Annotated in this window: 14 protein-coding genes; 9 read left to right on the top strand and 5 right to left on the bottom strand. The window is 37.0% G+C overall.

Annotation, left to right across the window (positions count from 1 at the left end; genetic code table 11):
• The first annotated feature begins 65 nt into the window (after window positions 1-65).
• Both ACH3O9_RS16775 and ACH3O9_RS16770 read left to right on the top strand, forming a co-directional pair.
• A complete protein-coding gene (locus ACH3O9_RS16775) occupies window positions 66-551 on the top strand; it encodes a GyrI-like domain-containing protein (RefSeq protein ID WP_416442306.1) in 486 nt (161 codons plus the stop codon).
• Between the two features lie 36 nt (window positions 552-587).
• Entirely contained in the window at window positions 588-1046 is a 459-nt protein-coding gene (locus tag ACH3O9_RS16770) for a VOC family protein (RefSeq protein WP_416442305.1), read from the top strand.
• Window positions 1047-1063: 17 nt separating this feature from the next.
• On the opposite strand, the gene ACH3O9_RS16765 is transcribed toward ACH3O9_RS16770, so the two are convergent.
• Window positions 1064-1966, bottom strand: a complete 903-nt coding sequence (locus tag ACH3O9_RS16765) for a site-specific tyrosine recombinase (RefSeq protein ID WP_416442304.1) — start codon at window positions 1964-1966, stop codon at window positions 1064-1066.
• 109 nt (window positions 1967-2075) lie between these two features.
• Here ACH3O9_RS16765 and ACH3O9_RS16760 point away from each other — a divergent pair, with 109 nt between their 5' ends.
• The 3 genes from ACH3O9_RS16760 (at window position 2076) to aroQ (ending at window position 3685) form a co-directional block, all read left to right on the top strand.
• The gene (locus tag ACH3O9_RS16760) at window positions 2076-2675 is read left to right on the top strand and encodes a porin family protein (RefSeq protein ID WP_416442303.1); all 600 of its coding nucleotides are present in this window, start codon (window positions 2076-2078) and stop codon (window positions 2673-2675) included.
• Window positions 2676-2819: 144 nt separating this feature from the next.
• A complete protein-coding gene (locus ACH3O9_RS16755) occupies window positions 2820-3170 on the top strand; it encodes an outer membrane beta-barrel protein (protein WP_416442302.1) in 351 nt (116 codons plus the stop codon).
• Window positions 3171-3259: 89 nt separating this feature from the next.
• On the top strand, window positions 3260-3685 hold the full coding sequence (gene aroQ, locus ACH3O9_RS16750) for a type II 3-dehydroquinate dehydratase (protein ID WP_416442301.1): 426 nt from the start codon (window positions 3260-3262) through the stop codon (window positions 3683-3685).
• Window positions 3686-3757: 72 nt separating this feature from the next.
• Here the strand turns inward: aroQ and lpdA are convergent, their stop codons facing one another.
• From lpdA to msrB (ACH3O9_RS16730), 4 genes are all read right to left on the bottom strand, one after another.
• On the bottom strand, window positions 3758-5134 hold the full coding sequence (lpdA, locus tag ACH3O9_RS16745; RefSeq protein WP_416442300.1) for a dihydrolipoyl dehydrogenase: 1377 nt from the start codon (window positions 5132-5134) through the stop codon (window positions 3758-3760).
• A 202-nt stretch (window positions 5135-5336) separates the two neighbouring features.
• Window positions 5337-5891: a collagen-like protein gene (locus ACH3O9_RS16740; protein ID WP_416442299.1), complete on the bottom strand. Its 555-nt coding sequence runs from the start codon at window positions 5889-5891 to the stop codon at window positions 5337-5339.
• Between the two features lie 63 nt (window positions 5892-5954).
• Entirely contained in the window at window positions 5955-6347 is a 393-nt protein-coding gene (gene msrB, locus ACH3O9_RS16735) for a peptide-methionine (R)-S-oxide reductase MsrB (RefSeq protein ID WP_416442298.1), read from the bottom strand.
• Window positions 6348-6356: 9 nt separating this feature from the next.
• Window positions 6357-6827 carry a peptide-methionine (R)-S-oxide reductase MsrB gene (gene msrB / locus ACH3O9_RS16730; protein WP_416442297.1) on the bottom strand — a complete coding sequence of 157 codons (471 nt, stop codon included), beginning with the start codon at window positions 6825-6827 and terminating at the stop codon, window positions 6357-6359.
• Between the two features lie 181 nt (window positions 6828-7008).
• On the opposite strand from msrB (ACH3O9_RS16730), the gene ACH3O9_RS16725 reads away from it, so the two are divergent.
• From ACH3O9_RS16725 to ACH3O9_RS16710, 4 genes are all read left to right on the top strand, one after another.
• Window positions 7009-8943 (top strand): alpha-1,4-glucan--maltose-1-phosphate maltosyltransferase, encoded by a 1935-nt coding sequence (locus tag ACH3O9_RS16725; RefSeq protein ID WP_416442296.1) that lies wholly within the window; start codon window positions 7009-7011, stop codon window positions 8941-8943.
• A 60-nt stretch (window positions 8944-9003) separates the two neighbouring features.
• Window positions 9004-10641 (top strand): phosphotransferase, encoded by a 1638-nt coding sequence (locus ACH3O9_RS16720; RefSeq protein ID WP_416442295.1) that lies wholly within the window; start codon window positions 9004-9006, stop codon window positions 10639-10641.
• Window positions 10634-12565 (top strand): 1,4-alpha-glucan branching protein GlgB, encoded by a 1932-nt coding sequence (glgB, locus tag ACH3O9_RS16715; RefSeq protein ID WP_416442294.1) that lies wholly within the window; start codon window positions 10634-10636, stop codon window positions 12563-12565. Before ACH3O9_RS16720 ends, glgB begins: the two co-directional genes overlap by 8 nt.
• Window positions 12566-12656: 91 nt before the next feature.
• Window positions 12657-15056 (top strand): glycoside hydrolase family 31 protein, encoded by a 2400-nt coding sequence (locus ACH3O9_RS16710; RefSeq protein WP_416442293.1) that lies wholly within the window; start codon window positions 12657-12659, stop codon window positions 15054-15056.
• Window positions 15057-15082: the final 26 nt, after the last annotated feature.

The following is a 15082-nucleotide window of genomic DNA, read 5'->3' as shown; positions in this document are numbered from 1 at the left end:
GTCTTTTTTCTCCTGAAATCGGTTAAAATAGAGCTAAAAACGGATCGGAATATTTATTTTTAGGTATGAAACCTGAGATAGTTACGATTCCTGAGCGCAAATTAGTTGGCATGTGTATAACAACATCTATATCGTTTGATGAAACGGCAGCTTTATGGCAGAACTTTATGGCAAGGCATAAAGAGATTAAAGATATTGCACAGCCAGGTTTTTACTCCATGCAGATCTATCCCGAAGATTTTAAAGTTGAAGAATTTACAGAGGAAACTAAATTTGAAAGATGGGCGGTAGTAGAAGTAAAGCATTTTAATGACTTACCTGCGGGGATGTCTAAGCGCATTCTTGCTGGTGGTACGTATGCTGTATTCACCCATGTGGGACCGGTGAAAACTTTCGTTAACACGTCAAACTATATCTATGGTACCTGGTTACCCAATTCTAAATATGAACTTGATGCCCGGGCTCATTTTGAACGATTGGGAGAAAAATATTACGGCCCAGATCATCCCGAATCTGAAGAGGAAATATGGGTGCCTATTAAGACAAGCTAAATTTTCACATAGAATCAAACAATCTTAAACCGTATTATGAAAATCTATTCTTTAATCTTCATGCTTTTTTGCGGATGTTTATTATCAGCGCAATCGTTTAACCTGCAATTTGATCACACAGCTCTTTCGGTTTCAGATCTTGATAAAAGTGTAGACTTCTACCAGCGCATTTTGCAGTTACACCCTATACCTACGCCGGCAGACAATCCTACATTACGCTGGTTTGATCTGGGTAATCACCATCAATTACACTTGATAAAATCAGACAAAAGTGAAATAGAAGCTACGCCTAAAGCACTCCATTTTTCACTCAATTTGAGCGATATTGATGCCTTTATAGCATATTTAAAAGATAATAATGTTGATTATATTAATTGGCTAGGAGATAGCAAAGAAACAAGTTTGCGACCAGATGGCGTGCGACAGATCTATGTGCAGGATCCTGATGGTTACTGGATCGAGATAAATGATGCTTCTTATACAGCTAGTAACTAGAAAGGCATATTAAAGAATTACATATCCTTTCTGGGATGAAATTTTTCCATAATATCTGCAAGTTGTGAGCGATCAGCATGCATATAGATTTCTGTTGTGGTTATACTTTCATGACCTAACATCTGCTGTATAGCTCTAAGATCTGCGCCATTTTTTAACAAATGGGAAGCAAACGAATGTCTAAAAGTATGTGGACTGATACTTTTCTTAACTCCTGCTTCTTTCGCTAGATTTTTTATAATGGTAAAAACCATCGCTCTGGTAAGTCGTGCTCCTCTCCGGTTCAAAAAAAGCGTATCAAGAAATTCAGGTTTTGCTTCTTGATGAACCCGTACCTGATCTTTGTAAATATTAATATACCTCTGTGTCAAAGGGGCAATAGGCACAAACCGCTGTTTGTCTCCCTTACCAGTTACAAGAATATACCCTTCTTTAAAATAAAGGTCAGATAATTTGAGATCAAGTAGTTCAGAAACGCGTAGGCCACACCCATATAAAGTCTCAAGCATTGCGCGATTGCGCTCCCCTTGTGGCGAACTAAGATCTATTGTGTTTATAATTTTATCGATCTCATTTAATGAAAGCGTATCGGGCAGTTTTCTACCTATTTTAGGTGATTCTATAAGATCTGTAGGATTATCTGTTCTGTAATCTTCAAAAACGAGATAATCAAAAAAACCTTTTAAGCCAGAAATAATTCTGGCCTGCGATCTTGCATTAACTTTTTTTGCCGTGTCATAAATAAACTGCTGGACGGTCTCATGAGAAATAGTGAGAGGATTTGATGTAGAATTTACACTCTTTAACCAGCCTATTAATTTATTGATATCCAGAGCATAATTCACGATAGAATTGCTCGCTAGACCTTTTTCCAGTTTTAAATAATGCTTATAATCTGTAAGTGCTTGTGCCCAATTCACGCTATAAAAGTAAGTAAGATTAAGAGATTTTTAATAATCATTTAGGTTTTTCTTATTACCGCTAAATAAATTGAGCCATTAGATTTGTATAAATTTAAAAATTAAAATTATGAAAAAGCTTATTGCATTAGCAACAGTATTAGTATTAGGAACCGGAGCGGCTAACGCTCAGGAATTTGTACAATTTGGTGTAAAAGGTGGTGTTAATTTTGCGACGATTACAGGTGATGACTTTGACAGTCCAGACTCAAGAACGAGTTTTAATGTAGGTTTATTGGCAGAGGTTCCTTTATCAGAACGTTTTTCTATTCAGCCAGAGGTTTTGTATTCGGGACAGGGGTTTGATGCTGTAAGATTTGATCAGGATAATGCACTTGATAATGATCAAAATGTAGAGTATCAACTTGATTATGTACAGGTACCTGTACTTGCTAAAATATATTTAGTAGACGGTTTGAGTTTACAGGCAGGTCCATCTTTCAACTTTAAAGTAAATGAAGAAATAGATTCTCAGCCTAATGATGATGAGGGAGATTTTGATCTTGATTCTGCACAGGATTTTGAATTTGGCGGTGCAGCTGGTCTTGAGTATAAGTTTGCTAACGGATTTTTAATTCAGGGTCGTTACAACTACGGTTTTACCGAAACTTTTGAAGACAGCGACGCACATAATTCTACCTTTCAGGTGGGAGTAGGTTTTATGTTTTAAATAATTTTCACTGAAATCAAATTAAAAGCACCCATAAGGGTGCTTTTTTTGTTTTGTAATTTGTGAAACGGTATAACTTTAATAAAGTCCTTTATATGAAGTGAAAAGCTCTAACTTCAATTAAATTATTTTATATAATAATTTATGTATAAACTATATATTGCCTTTTGCATTTTCGTATATTCAATCAGTTCGACTTCAGCACAAGAAGTATTGCCAAGAACGCTGTCAGAATTTGATGCAGATCAAAAGCTTGGTGATTCTAGATTTAGTCTGGTAGCAGGACCAGAGGCAAACTTTTTTATAGATGAAACCGGTAAAGATCTTAATAGTTTTGGTGTAGGTTTAGGTATTGGTTTGCAATACGAGATCTCAAATTCTCTTTTGATAGAAGGTCGATATTCTTTTGGTATCACAAACAAATTTAATACGATGCCAGATGATTATGCCTCAAGATTTAATACCTTTTATATCTCACTTATTTACCGATTTTAATGCCTTTAGGGCTACTTTTTATTAAGCGGCCCCCGATTCTTTTTTTATGCGATTAAAACGGGTACATTTAAAACTTTAAATTTGTATTGATGAGTAAAGAATTAAAGATACTTATAATAAACGGTCCCAATCTTAATCTTCTGGGTAAACGTGAGCCTGATGTCTATGGGAGTCAGTCTTTTGAAGATTATTTTTCTAAGCTGCAGTTTCAGTTTAAGGAGACAGAGCTCTCTTATTTTCAGTCAAATAATGAAGGAGATTTAATTACAAAAATTCAGCAGGCTGATGATGAATTTGATGGCATTGTGCTCAACGCAGCTGCCTATACGCATACTTCTGTAGGGATAGGTGATGCCATTGCCGCAATTAAAACACCTGTAATAGAAGTGCATATTTCTAACACATTTGCCAGAGAAGAATTTAGACATCATTCTTATATTTCGCCTAAAGCCAAAGGAATAATTTTAGGATTCGGACTCAAAAGTTATGAGCTCGCCATTCAAAGTTTTCTATAAAAAATACTATTGAAGCATAAAAAAACTCCGAAGTAAGCTTCGGAGTTTTTTGTTTTATATATATGTATTGACTTATAAGTGAATCACTTCATCGTAAGCAGCCGCTACAGCTTCCATCACAGCCTCACTCATAGTAGGGTGCGGGTGAACAGCCTTAAGAACTTCATGACCTGTAGTCTCAAGTTTTCTGCCTAAAACAGCTTCAGCGATCATATCGGTCACGCCGGCACCAATCATATGGCATCCTAACCATTCACCATATTTAGCATCAAAAATAACTTTTACAAAACCTTCTTTGTTTCCGGAAGCACTTGCTTTACCTGAAGCCGAGAACGGGAATTTACCTACTTTAATGTCATAACCCGCTTCTTTGGCTTGTTTTTCTGTCATACCTACAGAAGCAATTTCTGGTGAAGCATATGTACATCCCGGTATGTTGCCATAATCAAGTTTTGATACATGCATACCTTTTATTTTCTCTACGCAGATTATACCTTCTGCAGAGGCTACGTGAGCCAGAGCAGGGCCGTGGGTAACATCGCCAATTGCATAATAACCCGGCATATTTGTATTATACCAGTCATTAACTACAATCTTATCTCTGTCTGTGATAATGCCCACATCTTCAAGACCTATATTCTCAATATTGGTTTTAATACCTACGGCAGAAAGAACTACATCTGCTTCTAATTTTTCTTCTCCTTTTTGAGTTTTTACGGTTGCTACCACACCGTCTCCAGAAGTGTCTACAGACTCTACTGAAGAATTGGTCATAACTTTAATACCTGCCTTTTTAAAAGAACGCTCAAATTGCTTTGATACTTCTTCATCTTCAAGCGGAACCAACGTAGGTAAAAACTCTACAATAGTAACTTCTGTGCCCATAGAGTTGTAGAAGTTTGCAAACTCAACACCTATAGCTCCAGAACCTACAACGATCATCTTTTTAGGCTGCTCTTTTAAAGTCATTGCTTCACGGTAACCTATAACTTTCTTGCCGTCTTGTTTAAGATTAGGCAGTTCGCGAGATTTTGCGCCCGTTGCAATTATGATGTGGTCTGCACTATATTCTGTGCCATCAACATCTATTTTCTTTCCGGGTTTTAGTTTCCCATAACCGTTGATAACTTCAATTTTATTTTTTTTCATCAGGAATTGAACACCTTTGCTCATTCCGTCTGCTACATCTCTGCTTCGTTTTACAACTGCACTAAAATCTTTGTCTGCACCGTCTACCTTTAAGCCATAATCTTCAGCATGTTTTAGGTATTCAAAAACCTGCGCGCTTTTTAAAAGTGCTTTTGTAGGAATACATCCCCAGTTAAGACAAACACCACCCAGACTTTCTTTTTCTACAATTGCGGTCTTAAAACCTAACTGTGAGGCGCGAATAGCGGTTACATAACCTCCCGGGCCACTTCCTAAAACAATGATATCGAACTTGCTCATATTTTTTGGTCAAAATTAAGCCACGAATTTACGCATTATTAACCTAAACTAAAAGAGAGAAGGCTTTCTAAAAATCGGTCAATATGATATGAAAATCGGGGAAATAAGGCTAAAAATTACTAATTAATTACAAAAGAAAAGGCTTGCAGACGACGCTTAAAGCGACCGCGAGCAAGCCTTCTACAAGAATATTTTATATAATCTACATCTGAACTTTTGTAACCTCTGCTTCAGATAGTTTTAACGCACCCATCACATCACTGAAATTAGAATAATCACCATTAAAATCTTTCGCCATTAAGGCAGGGATTATAGCAACTCGTATAACCTGATTATCTGTAAATCCCGTGTCAAGATCTGCAAGGTCGTGATCACCATCTATAAATAACTCTGTATCTAAAAACGTATGATTGTATACATATTGTATGGTGCCTTTATCCAGAAAGAAATTTTGAGGCATCAAGCTCCATGCATCTGCAGTGCTGCCATCATTAAGCTCAACAGTAGAATCTAAACGATAAACAAGAACAACATCATTCTCAAACACTTCAAAATCTGTAAAATCGCTATAAGTTAAAAGTGTAGACCATAGGTTGTTATCTGCTTCATAATCGTAATTTACATTTTCGACTTCAAATATTGCAGGCATCTCTGCATCTACACCATCATAACCGGGAGGGCCTTGTGGTCCCTGATCACCTTCACAGGAAATTAGACCTGCGGCTAATACGCTAAAGAGTATAAAAATTTTTTTCATAATTGTATTTAGTTAAATTTAATAAGTGTAATCAACATCTGTTCCAAAAAAAAAACAAGTGCCTTAATTCTCAAAGTCAATGCTAGCGGAATTTATGCAATAGCGCTGTCCTGTTTGTGTAGGACCGTCATCAAAAACATGACCCAGATGACTTCCGCAATTTGCGCATAAGATTTCTGTACGCACCATGCCAAAAGTTGTATCTCTTACATACTCAACCGCACCATCTATCGCTTCATCAAAACTAGGCCAGCCACAACTACTTTCAAACTTGCTATTGCTTTCAAAAAGTTTTGCATCACAAGCAGCGCAGTGATATGTGCCATCTGCAAAATGAAGGTTGTATTTACCCGTATGCGGGCGTTCTGTTCCTTTTTGTCTTAGTACGTGGTACTGCTCTTCACCCAGAAGCTCTTTCCACTCGGCTTCTGATTTTTCTACAGGATATTTTTTCATTAGTTATTTTTATTTAGAAGGTATAAAATTTAGGGCTGCACCATTTATACAGTGCCTTTTGCCAGTAGTATTTCTAGGGCCATCATTAAATACGTGACCCAGATGACCGCCACATTGCGCGCAATGTTCTTCTGTGCGTGTGTAACCTAATTTGCGATCTGTAGAATATTCTACATTGCCCTCTACGGCTCTGTCAAAAGAAGGCCATCCAGTACCGCTGTCAAATTTATATTGACTTTCAAAAACCGGAGTTCCACAGGCTGCACAAACATAGGTGCCTTTCTCTTTAATACGTAACAAATCACTTGAGAAAGCGCGCTCTGTGCCTTCTTCTCTTAAAATATTATATTCTGCCGCAGAGAGTTCAGCTTTCCATTCAGAATCGGTTTTTTGTATAGGGAAAGGTTTTTTCTTTTCCTGAGCGTTGCCATTGCAACCTATAAATGTGATGCAAATAAAAGCAACCAAGAGTTCTTTCATAGGTATTTTTGTATAAAATTAGTCAAAGAGAATGCCAACTAAACTGAAGCTTAACTGTTTTAACAAAAGTCTAACTTAAAGCCAAAAAATATTATAAACTATCAATGGATTACGGACAATAATGTGGATATGTTAGATATTATCCCTATTTTTAAAAAGCATTAACCAACTTATTTATCTCTTGAGACAACAACGCATTATAATTGAAAATATAGCTCCGCAACTACAAGGTGGGGCTTTTTTTATTAAACGAGTAATTGGTGAGTCAGTCACCGTCACTGCAGATGTTTTAGGTGATGGTCATGACGTTTTGCAAGCTGAAGTTTGCTATAAGCCTAAGTCTGAAAAAGAGTGGAAAACCGTTCGTCTTGATTTTGTCAATAATGATGAATATACAGCCACTTTTAAGGTAGAAAAACAAGGTTTTTATGATTACAAAATAAAAGGATGGATAGATGATGCTCTTAATTGGCAACACGGTATAGAGGTAAAGATAAAAGACGGGCAGCATGTAAAAAGTGAACTTCTTGATGGTTTAAAACATCTTGATGCTCTCATTCCGCAAGTACAGAATTATGAGGTAGAATTTTTGCAAGGTGCAAAGGCAGTATTTAGTGATGAGAGTCACTATGATGAAGCAATATCTATTGCTACCACAGAAAGACTACATGATCTGTTTTTTCATTATCCCATTCGCCATTTAGCAAATGAAAGCGACATACTTGAAGTGTATGTAGATAGAAAGAAAGCTGGTTTTAGTACGTGGTATGAATTTTTCCCCAGATCTGCATCGCAGGAGCCGGGCAAACACGGGACGTTTAAAGACTGTGAGAGACTGTTGCCACGAGTGGCAGCCATGGGTTTTGATACCTTGTATTTTCCGCCCATTCACCCCATTGGAGAAAAAAATAGAAAGGGAAAAAATAATGCTACAAATGCACAGGAAGGCGATAGTGGTGTGCCCTGGGCCATAGGTTCAAAATTAGGAGGTCATAAATCAATACACCCTGAATTAGGTACTGAGCAGGACTTTAGAGATCTTATTAAAAATGCGAATGAGCGTGGAATCGAAATTGCGATGGATTTAGCTTTTCAATGTGCACCAGATCATCCATATTTAACAGAACATCCGGAATGGTTTAAAAAACGACCTGACGGCACAATGCAATATGCTGAGAACCCGCCAAAAAAGTACCAGGATATAGTCAATTTTAATTGGGATACGCCCGATTTTAAAAGCCTTTGGGAAGAACTTTTAAGTGTTGCCCTGCACTGGATTGATTTTGGTGTGAAAATTTTCAGAGTTGATAATCCGCATACTAAGCCTTTTTATTTCTGGAATTGGTTTATTGCCGAAATAAAGAAAAAACACCCTGATGTGTTATTCCTTGCCGAAGCTTTTTCAAGACCTAAGATCATGCAACAATTGGCTAAACAGGGTTATTCTCAATCGTATACTTATTTTACCTGGCGTACAAGTAAGCAGGAGCTTACGACCTACATGAATGAACTAACACAAACCAAACAGAAAGAATATTTTAGACCTAATTTTTGGCCAAATACCCCAGATATAAATGCATATCATATGCAGGGAGCTAATGAATCGCAACATCTCATACGCTATGCCCTGGCAGCAACTTTAAGCGGGAATATTGGATTATATGGGCCTGTTTATGAATTTATGGTTTCAGATGCCGTTCCCGGCAAAGAGGAATATATGCATTCTGAAAAGTATCAGATTAATCACTGGGATTGGGAACATGAGAATAAATTGGGCAGGCTTATTTCAAAAATAAATTCTATAAGACATCATCATCCTGCATTGCAGCAGACTAATAATATAAAATTTTGCGAGATACAGAATGAAGGTATAATGGCCTTCTATAAATGGAATGAAGATAAAACGAATCAATTACTAATAATCATAAGCCTTGATCCTTATTACGTGCAACAGGGTTATGTACAGTTGCCACTAGATGAACTGGGAATAAATGAAGGACATGCGGTTGCAGTAAAGGATCTGGTGACCGAAAGTACCTATACCTGGCACGCAGAGTGGAATTTTGTAGAGTTGCATCCTGCGATACCATTCCACATTTTTCAAATATTTAAGTAGAACCAACAATTATAAACCAGACGGGATATCCCGCCAGCATATAGATTAAAAATATTAGCCATGGGAGCGGAAGAAACCATACATAAAAACTTAATTTTTAAATACGATTGCAGCTGGCATGAACTCTTAGAACAGGAACGTTTTAAGAAGGAGTTTTGTGAGGATGTTCTGGAATCCTACATCTTAAATCAGCGTTGGTATGGCGGTAAGGCTAGTGCATTAAAATATATAGAGATCATAGATTACTTTCCTATAGAAAAAGGATCTGAACGATTTTATGGGATTGTATTGGAAGTTAATTTTAAAGAAGCGTTTGTACAGAATTACTTTTTGCCCATTGCTTTTGTTACAGATAAGGATTATGCAAAAGAAAATGTCATCACTTATCTGGATCTTAACGGTGAGCAAGGCTACCTTGTTGATGCATTATATCTTGAGCATTTTAGAATACAGATCTTTGACAAGATACTAGAAGGTGAAAAATACAAATATCAGGATGTAGCATACCGCCGTGGCAGACAGTGGGACGCGACTGAATATAAAAGCAGTCGGTTTTTAGGAGCAGATCAAAGTAATACCTCTATAGTTTACAATGAACGTTATATTTTAAAGATATTCAGAAGGGTTTATGTAGACGAGAATCCAGATTATGAGATCAATAAATATCTCACGATGAAGGGCTCTTTTAAAAATACACCAAAATACTGTGGTAGTATTACACTAAGATTTAGTGATAAGAATGTCATTACGCTCGGGCTGATGCAGGAATTAGTGCCTAATGATGGCGATGCGTGGGAATATTTTACTAATAATTTAAAAGCTGCTTTTACAACACTTTCAGAGCAACAAATTGATATTAAAGCGCTTAAGGTTGCGAGACCATTTCAACAACTAGAAATATCAGATATACCTGAATCTATTCTTTCCTGGTGCCCTAAAGAGATTTTTGAAGATACTGCCCAGCTTGCGGTGCGCTCTGCGCAAATGCATATTGCGCTAGGTGAGGAGCGTGTAAATACTGCTTTTACTCCACAACCTTTTGGCAATGACTACACAGTGTGGCTTAAGAACAGACTAATTTACATGTTTGAGAATCGGGTAAATCTTGTTGAAAATAATCTACATAAGTTAGAAGATATGCGCCTTGAGTTGGCTCAGGAGTTTATTGGTAACAAAAAGATAATTAGACAACGTCTGCTTGATTTTGATGAAGATAAATTGAAAAGTGAGCGGTTACGTATTCATGGTGATTATCATTTAGGCCAGGTGCTTGTGAGCAATCGTGATTTTTACATTATTGATTTTGAAGGTGAGCCAGAAAGTACAATTCGAGACAGAAAAGTAAAACAACCGCCTATCAAGGATATTGCCGGTATGTTTAGGTCTTTTCATTATGCTATTTATGCCACGATCTTCAATAATCAGGAGTCATTTAATTATGATATAGAAGATTTGTTTCATGCAGCAGAAGTGCTTTACAGTCACTTGATAGGTGTATTTTTAAAAACCTATGTATCTCAGGTGCAACAGGCAAATCTAAACATAGGATATATTAAAGAAATAGAATTTTTATTACAATATTGCTTACTTGAGAAAGCTGTCTATGAGTTAGGCTATGAGCTTAACGCAAGACCCAGATGGGCAATAATCCCCCTTAAGGGAATTTCAAACATACTTAACGAAAAAGTAAATGAGTAACGTACAAACATACAGTTTATTAACAGATTTTGATATTGACTTATTTAAATCAGGTAAGCATTTCCGGTTATATGAAAAACTAGGATCACACCCTGTGGTCGTAGAAGGAGTAAAGGGAACATACTTTGCTGTATGGGCTCCCAGCGCTAAGGCAGTTTCTGTAGTGGGAGATTTTAATTTCTGGCTTGAAGGAGAACATAAACTAAATGTGCGTTGGGACGGTAGCGGTATTTGGGAAGGTTTTATTCCGGGAATAGAAGCGGGAACACTTTATAAGTACAAGATTCAATCTCATAACAACGATTTTAAAAGTGAAAAAGCAGATCCGTTTGCTTTGCGGGCAGAGCATCCTCCTAAGACAGCATCTGTAGTTTATGACCTTAGTTATAAATGGAAGGATAAAAACTGGATGAATAAACGTGCTAAACACAATGCGATAGATAAACCGTTTTCAGTTTATGAAGTACATGCCAGTTCATGGAAGAAAAAGGCAGAAGAAAACCGCAGCTTAAGTTATACAGAATTATCAGATGAACTGGTTAATTATGTAAAAGAAGTAGGCTTTACCCATGTAGAGTTCATGCCTATTATGGAATATCCTTATGATCCCAGCTGGGGTTATCAACTCACGGGGTATTTTGCACCAACTTCCCGCTTTGGTTATCCAGAAGAATTTATGCTGCTTATAGATAAATTTCATAAGGCAGGAATAGGAGTTATTTTAGATTGGGTGCCATCTCATTTTCCGGAAGATGCACACGGGCTTGGCTTTTTTGACGGCTCGCATTTATATGAGCATCCCGATAGAAAAAGAGGGTATCACCCAGACTGGAAATCTTTGATCTTTAATTATGGGCGAAATGAGGTACGTGCTTTTTTAATAAGTAATGCTTTATTTTGGTTAGATAAATATCATGTAGATGCTTTGCGAGTAGATGCGGTTGCTTCAATGTTGTATCTGGATTATTCACGTGAAGATGGAGAATGGGAGCCTAATATCTATGGCGGAAGAGAAAATCTTGAAGCTGTTTCCTTCTTGAAAGAGTTCAATATGGAAGTTTATAAAAACTTCCCTGATGTACAAACTATTGCGGAAGAATCTACCAGTTTCCCTATGGTTTCTAAACCTGTTTATTTAGGTGGTTTAGGGTTTGGTATGAAGTGGATGATGGGCTGGATGCACGACACTTTGCAGTATTTTGCTAAAGAACCTGTTTACAGACAGCATCATCAAAATGATATAACCTTCAGTATGACCTATGCATTTACTGAGAATTTTATGCTGCCGCTGTCACATGATGAGGTAGTATATGGTAAAAAATCAATATTAAGCAGAATGCCAGGTGATGAATGGCAAAGGTTTGCCAATCTGCGTTTGTTATATGGATATATGTTTGTTCATCCCGGTACAAAGCTGCTCTTTCAGGGAGGGGAAATTGGTCAATATGAAGAATGGAATTTTCAACAAAGTATTGATTGGCATTTATTGGAGTATGATTTCCACAAAGGCATTAAACAAACAGTTACAGACCTCAATAAATTATATAAGTCACAACCAGCTCTTTACGAAAAACAATTCAGTAATGAAGGTTTTGAATGGATTGAGTGGAATGACAGTGCTAATTCGGTTTTATCATTTTTAAGAAAAGGTGAAGATCCTAACGATACGCTGGTTATAATTTGCAATTTCACTCCCGTACCAAGAGAAAATTATAGAATAGGAGTGCCAGATAATTTTAAAGCTAAATCTGCTATTTACCAGATATTTAATAGCAATGATAGAAAATATCAGGGCAGTGGTGATTATGTAGCGCATCAATTAACTGTTGATGAAGAAGGATGGAATGGCCGCTCTCAATCTTTAATATTAGATCTGCCGCCATTATCAATAACTGTTCATTCTAAAAAACCTCTAAAGAAGTAACAATTTATTGTTATTGCGAAATAGACTGGCATAATTTCAAATATTGAAATGTATGCCTTTCATTTGTATATCTTAAAAAGAATACCCTCATATGATTACAAATACTGAACTTGTAAATAAAGGGAATCAATTTCCCGATACTATAGTAGATTTTCAAAAAGAAGTAGATACGTTATACTTCACTACAAAAAATGACGTGATACTCCAGCTTACTGTTCTACGTGATAGTGTTGTACGATTTAGATATGGCACTCGCGGCGTTTTAGAAGAAGACTTTTCTTATGCCATTGATCATGAAAATCATACCGGGTATAATCATCTCGAAATATCTGATGACGAAACACATTACGAGATAACTACCGCAAAACTGGTCATAAAGCTAGAAAAATCGAGCCTACAGACTAAAATATTCGATATAGAAGGAAATCTTATTAACGAAGATGAAATCGGATTTCATTATGAAGAGAGCTTTGAATATGGCGGTGATGTGGTAAAAATGAGTAAAAAAGCTCAGCATGGCGAGGGTTTTTATGGTATGGGTGATAAGCCTATGCATTTCAACCTGAGAGGAAAACGTGTGCAAAACTGGGCAACAGATTCTTACGCGTTTGGTAAAGAGCAGGATCCCATTTATAAAAGTGTTCCTTTCTATATTGGTTTAAACCATAAAAAAGCATACGGTATTTTCTTTGATAACACCTTTCGCTCATATTTCGATTTTTGCCAGGAAAGGTTAGATATTACAAGCTTTTGGGCAGATGGTGGCGAGATGAATTACTATTTCATTTATGGTCCACAAATGTCTGAGGTTGTTGAGAATTATACGCATCTTACAGGAAAACCAGAAATGCCACCGCTTTGGGTTTTGGGTTTTCAACAATGTAAATGGAGTTATTACCCTGAAGCTAAAGTTAAAAGTATAGCAAAACAGTTTAGAGACCTTAGAATACCATGTGATGGTATTTACCTGGATATAGATTATATGGAAGGCTTTAGGTGCTTTACCTGGAGCAAAGAGAATTTTCCAGATCCTAAGAAGATGGTGCAGGAGCTGGCAGATGATGGTTTTAAAACTATCGTTATTATAGATCCGGGTATTAAAATCGACAAAGATTATCCTGTTTACCAGGAAGCTTTAGAAAATGATTATTTCTGTAAACGGGCAGATGGGCCTTATATGATGGGGAAAGTATGGCCTGGTCAATGCTGTTTTCCTGATTTTACAAATCCTGATGTACGAGAATGGTGGGCTGGTCTTTTTAAAGAATTGATTGGTGACATAGGCGTAAAAGGCGTATGGAACGATATGAACGAGCCAGCTGTTATGGAGGTTCCTGGTAAGACTTTTCCTGATGATGTACGTCACAATTATGATGGTCATCACTGTAGCCATCGTAAAGCACATAATATTTACGGAACGCAAATGGCGCGCGCTACCTATGAAGGAGTGAAGAAATATGTGTATCCTAAAAGACCTTTTGTTATAACACGTTCCGCTTATAGTGGGGCGCAGCGTTATACCTCATCCTGGACGGGCGATAACGTGGCTACATGGGAGCATCTATGGTTGGCAAATATTCAGGTACAGCGCATGTGCGTTTCTGGCATGTCATTTACGGGTACAGACATTGGTGGTTTTGCAGAACAACCCACAGGTGAGTTATTTGCCAGATGGATTCAACTAGGCGTTTTCCATCCTTTTTGCAGGGTGCACTCTTCTGGTCACCACGGTGATCAGGAACCGTGGTCTTTTGATGATGAGGTTACAGATATAGCTCGCAAGTTTATAGAGATACGTTACACCTTATTGCCGTATTTGTACACCATGTTCTATGATTATTCAACAGATGGTATACCTATGCTTAAACCGCTTGTATACTACGATCAGGATGACCCACAAACACATTATCGGACAGACGAATTTATTTTTGGAAAGAAAATATTAGTATGTCCTATCATAGAACCTAATGCTAAAGGTCGCAGAATGTACGTTCCTAAGGGAAGATGGTATAATTTCTGGGATCATAAGACGATAGAAGGAGGTAAAGAAATGTGGGTAGATGCAGATATAGATATGCTTCCTATTTATGTGAAGGAAGGAGCTGTTATTCCTCGTTATCCTGTTCAGCAATATGTGGGTGAGAAAACTATAGAAGAGCTTACGCTGGAAGTTTACTATGCAAAAGGAGCCGAAGTTTCTCACGTTTATGAAGATTCAGGAGATGGTTATGATTACAAGAAAGGCAGATTTAGCTTGCTTAACTTAAGACTTACAGGTAAGGATAATGAATTGATTCTGCATCAACATAAGACAGGTACTTATGACACATCGTATGATACGATTGCAATAAAGCTAATAGGATTGCCTTTCAAGATCAAAGAAATTGAAATAGATAATGTAAAACAGAATCTAAATTCGTTAGATTTTAAAAAGGAATATCAAATTTTAAAAGTGCCTAAAAACTTTACTGAAATTGATATTTTAGGATAATTTTTAAAACGTTTCCTAAAGTTTAG

This window comes from Leeuwenhoekiella sp. A16 (assembly GCF_047946675.1).
Lineage (GTDB): Bacteria > Bacteroidota > Bacteroidia > Flavobacteriales > Flavobacteriaceae > Leeuwenhoekiella.
The sequence above is the reverse complement of the archived record's forward strand: the minus strand, read 5'-3'. Positions and strand labels throughout refer to the sequence as shown.

Excerpts from the sequence above, each read along its gene's own strand:
- ACH3O9_RS16775 (WP_416442306.1), top strand. The coding sequence starts at position 66 with ATGAAACCTGAGATAGTTACGATTCCTGAGCGCAAATTAGTTGGCATG.
- ACH3O9_RS16770 (WP_416442305.1), top strand. The coding sequence starts at position 588 with ATGAAAATCTATTCTTTAATCTTCATGCTTTTTTGCGGATGTTTATTA.
- ACH3O9_RS16760 (WP_416442303.1), top strand. The coding sequence starts at position 2,076 with ATGAAAAAGCTTATTGCATTAGCAACAGTATTAGTATTAGGAACCGGA.
- ACH3O9_RS16755 (WP_416442302.1), top strand. The coding sequence starts at position 2,820 with ATGTATAAACTATATATTGCCTTTTGCATTTTCGTATATTCAATCAGT.
- aroQ (WP_416442301.1), top strand. The coding sequence starts at position 3,260 with ATGAGTAAAGAATTAAAGATACTTATAATAAACGGTCCCAATCTTAAT.
- lpdA (WP_416442300.1), bottom strand. The coding sequence starts at position 5,134 with ATGAGCAAGTTCGATATCATTGTTTTAGGAAGTGGCCCGGGAGGTTAT.
- ACH3O9_RS16740 (WP_416442299.1), bottom strand. The coding sequence starts at position 5,891 with ATGAAAAAAATTTTTATACTCTTTAGCGTATTAGCCGCAGGTCTAATT.
- msrB (WP_416442298.1), bottom strand. The coding sequence starts at position 6,347 with ATGAAAAAATATCCTGTAGAAAAATCAGAAGCCGAGTGGAAAGAGCTT.
- msrB (WP_416442297.1), bottom strand. The coding sequence starts at position 6,827 with ATGAAAGAACTCTTGGTTGCTTTTATTTGCATCACATTTATAGGTTGC.
- ACH3O9_RS16720 (WP_416442295.1), top strand. The coding sequence starts at position 9,004 with ATGGGAGCGGAAGAAACCATACATAAAAACTTAATTTTTAAATACGAT.
- glgB (WP_416442294.1), top strand. The coding sequence starts at position 10,634 with ATGAGTAACGTACAAACATACAGTTTATTAACAGATTTTGATATTGAC.
- ACH3O9_RS16710 (WP_416442293.1), top strand. The coding sequence starts at position 12,657 with ATGATTACAAATACTGAACTTGTAAATAAAGGGAATCAATTTCCCGAT.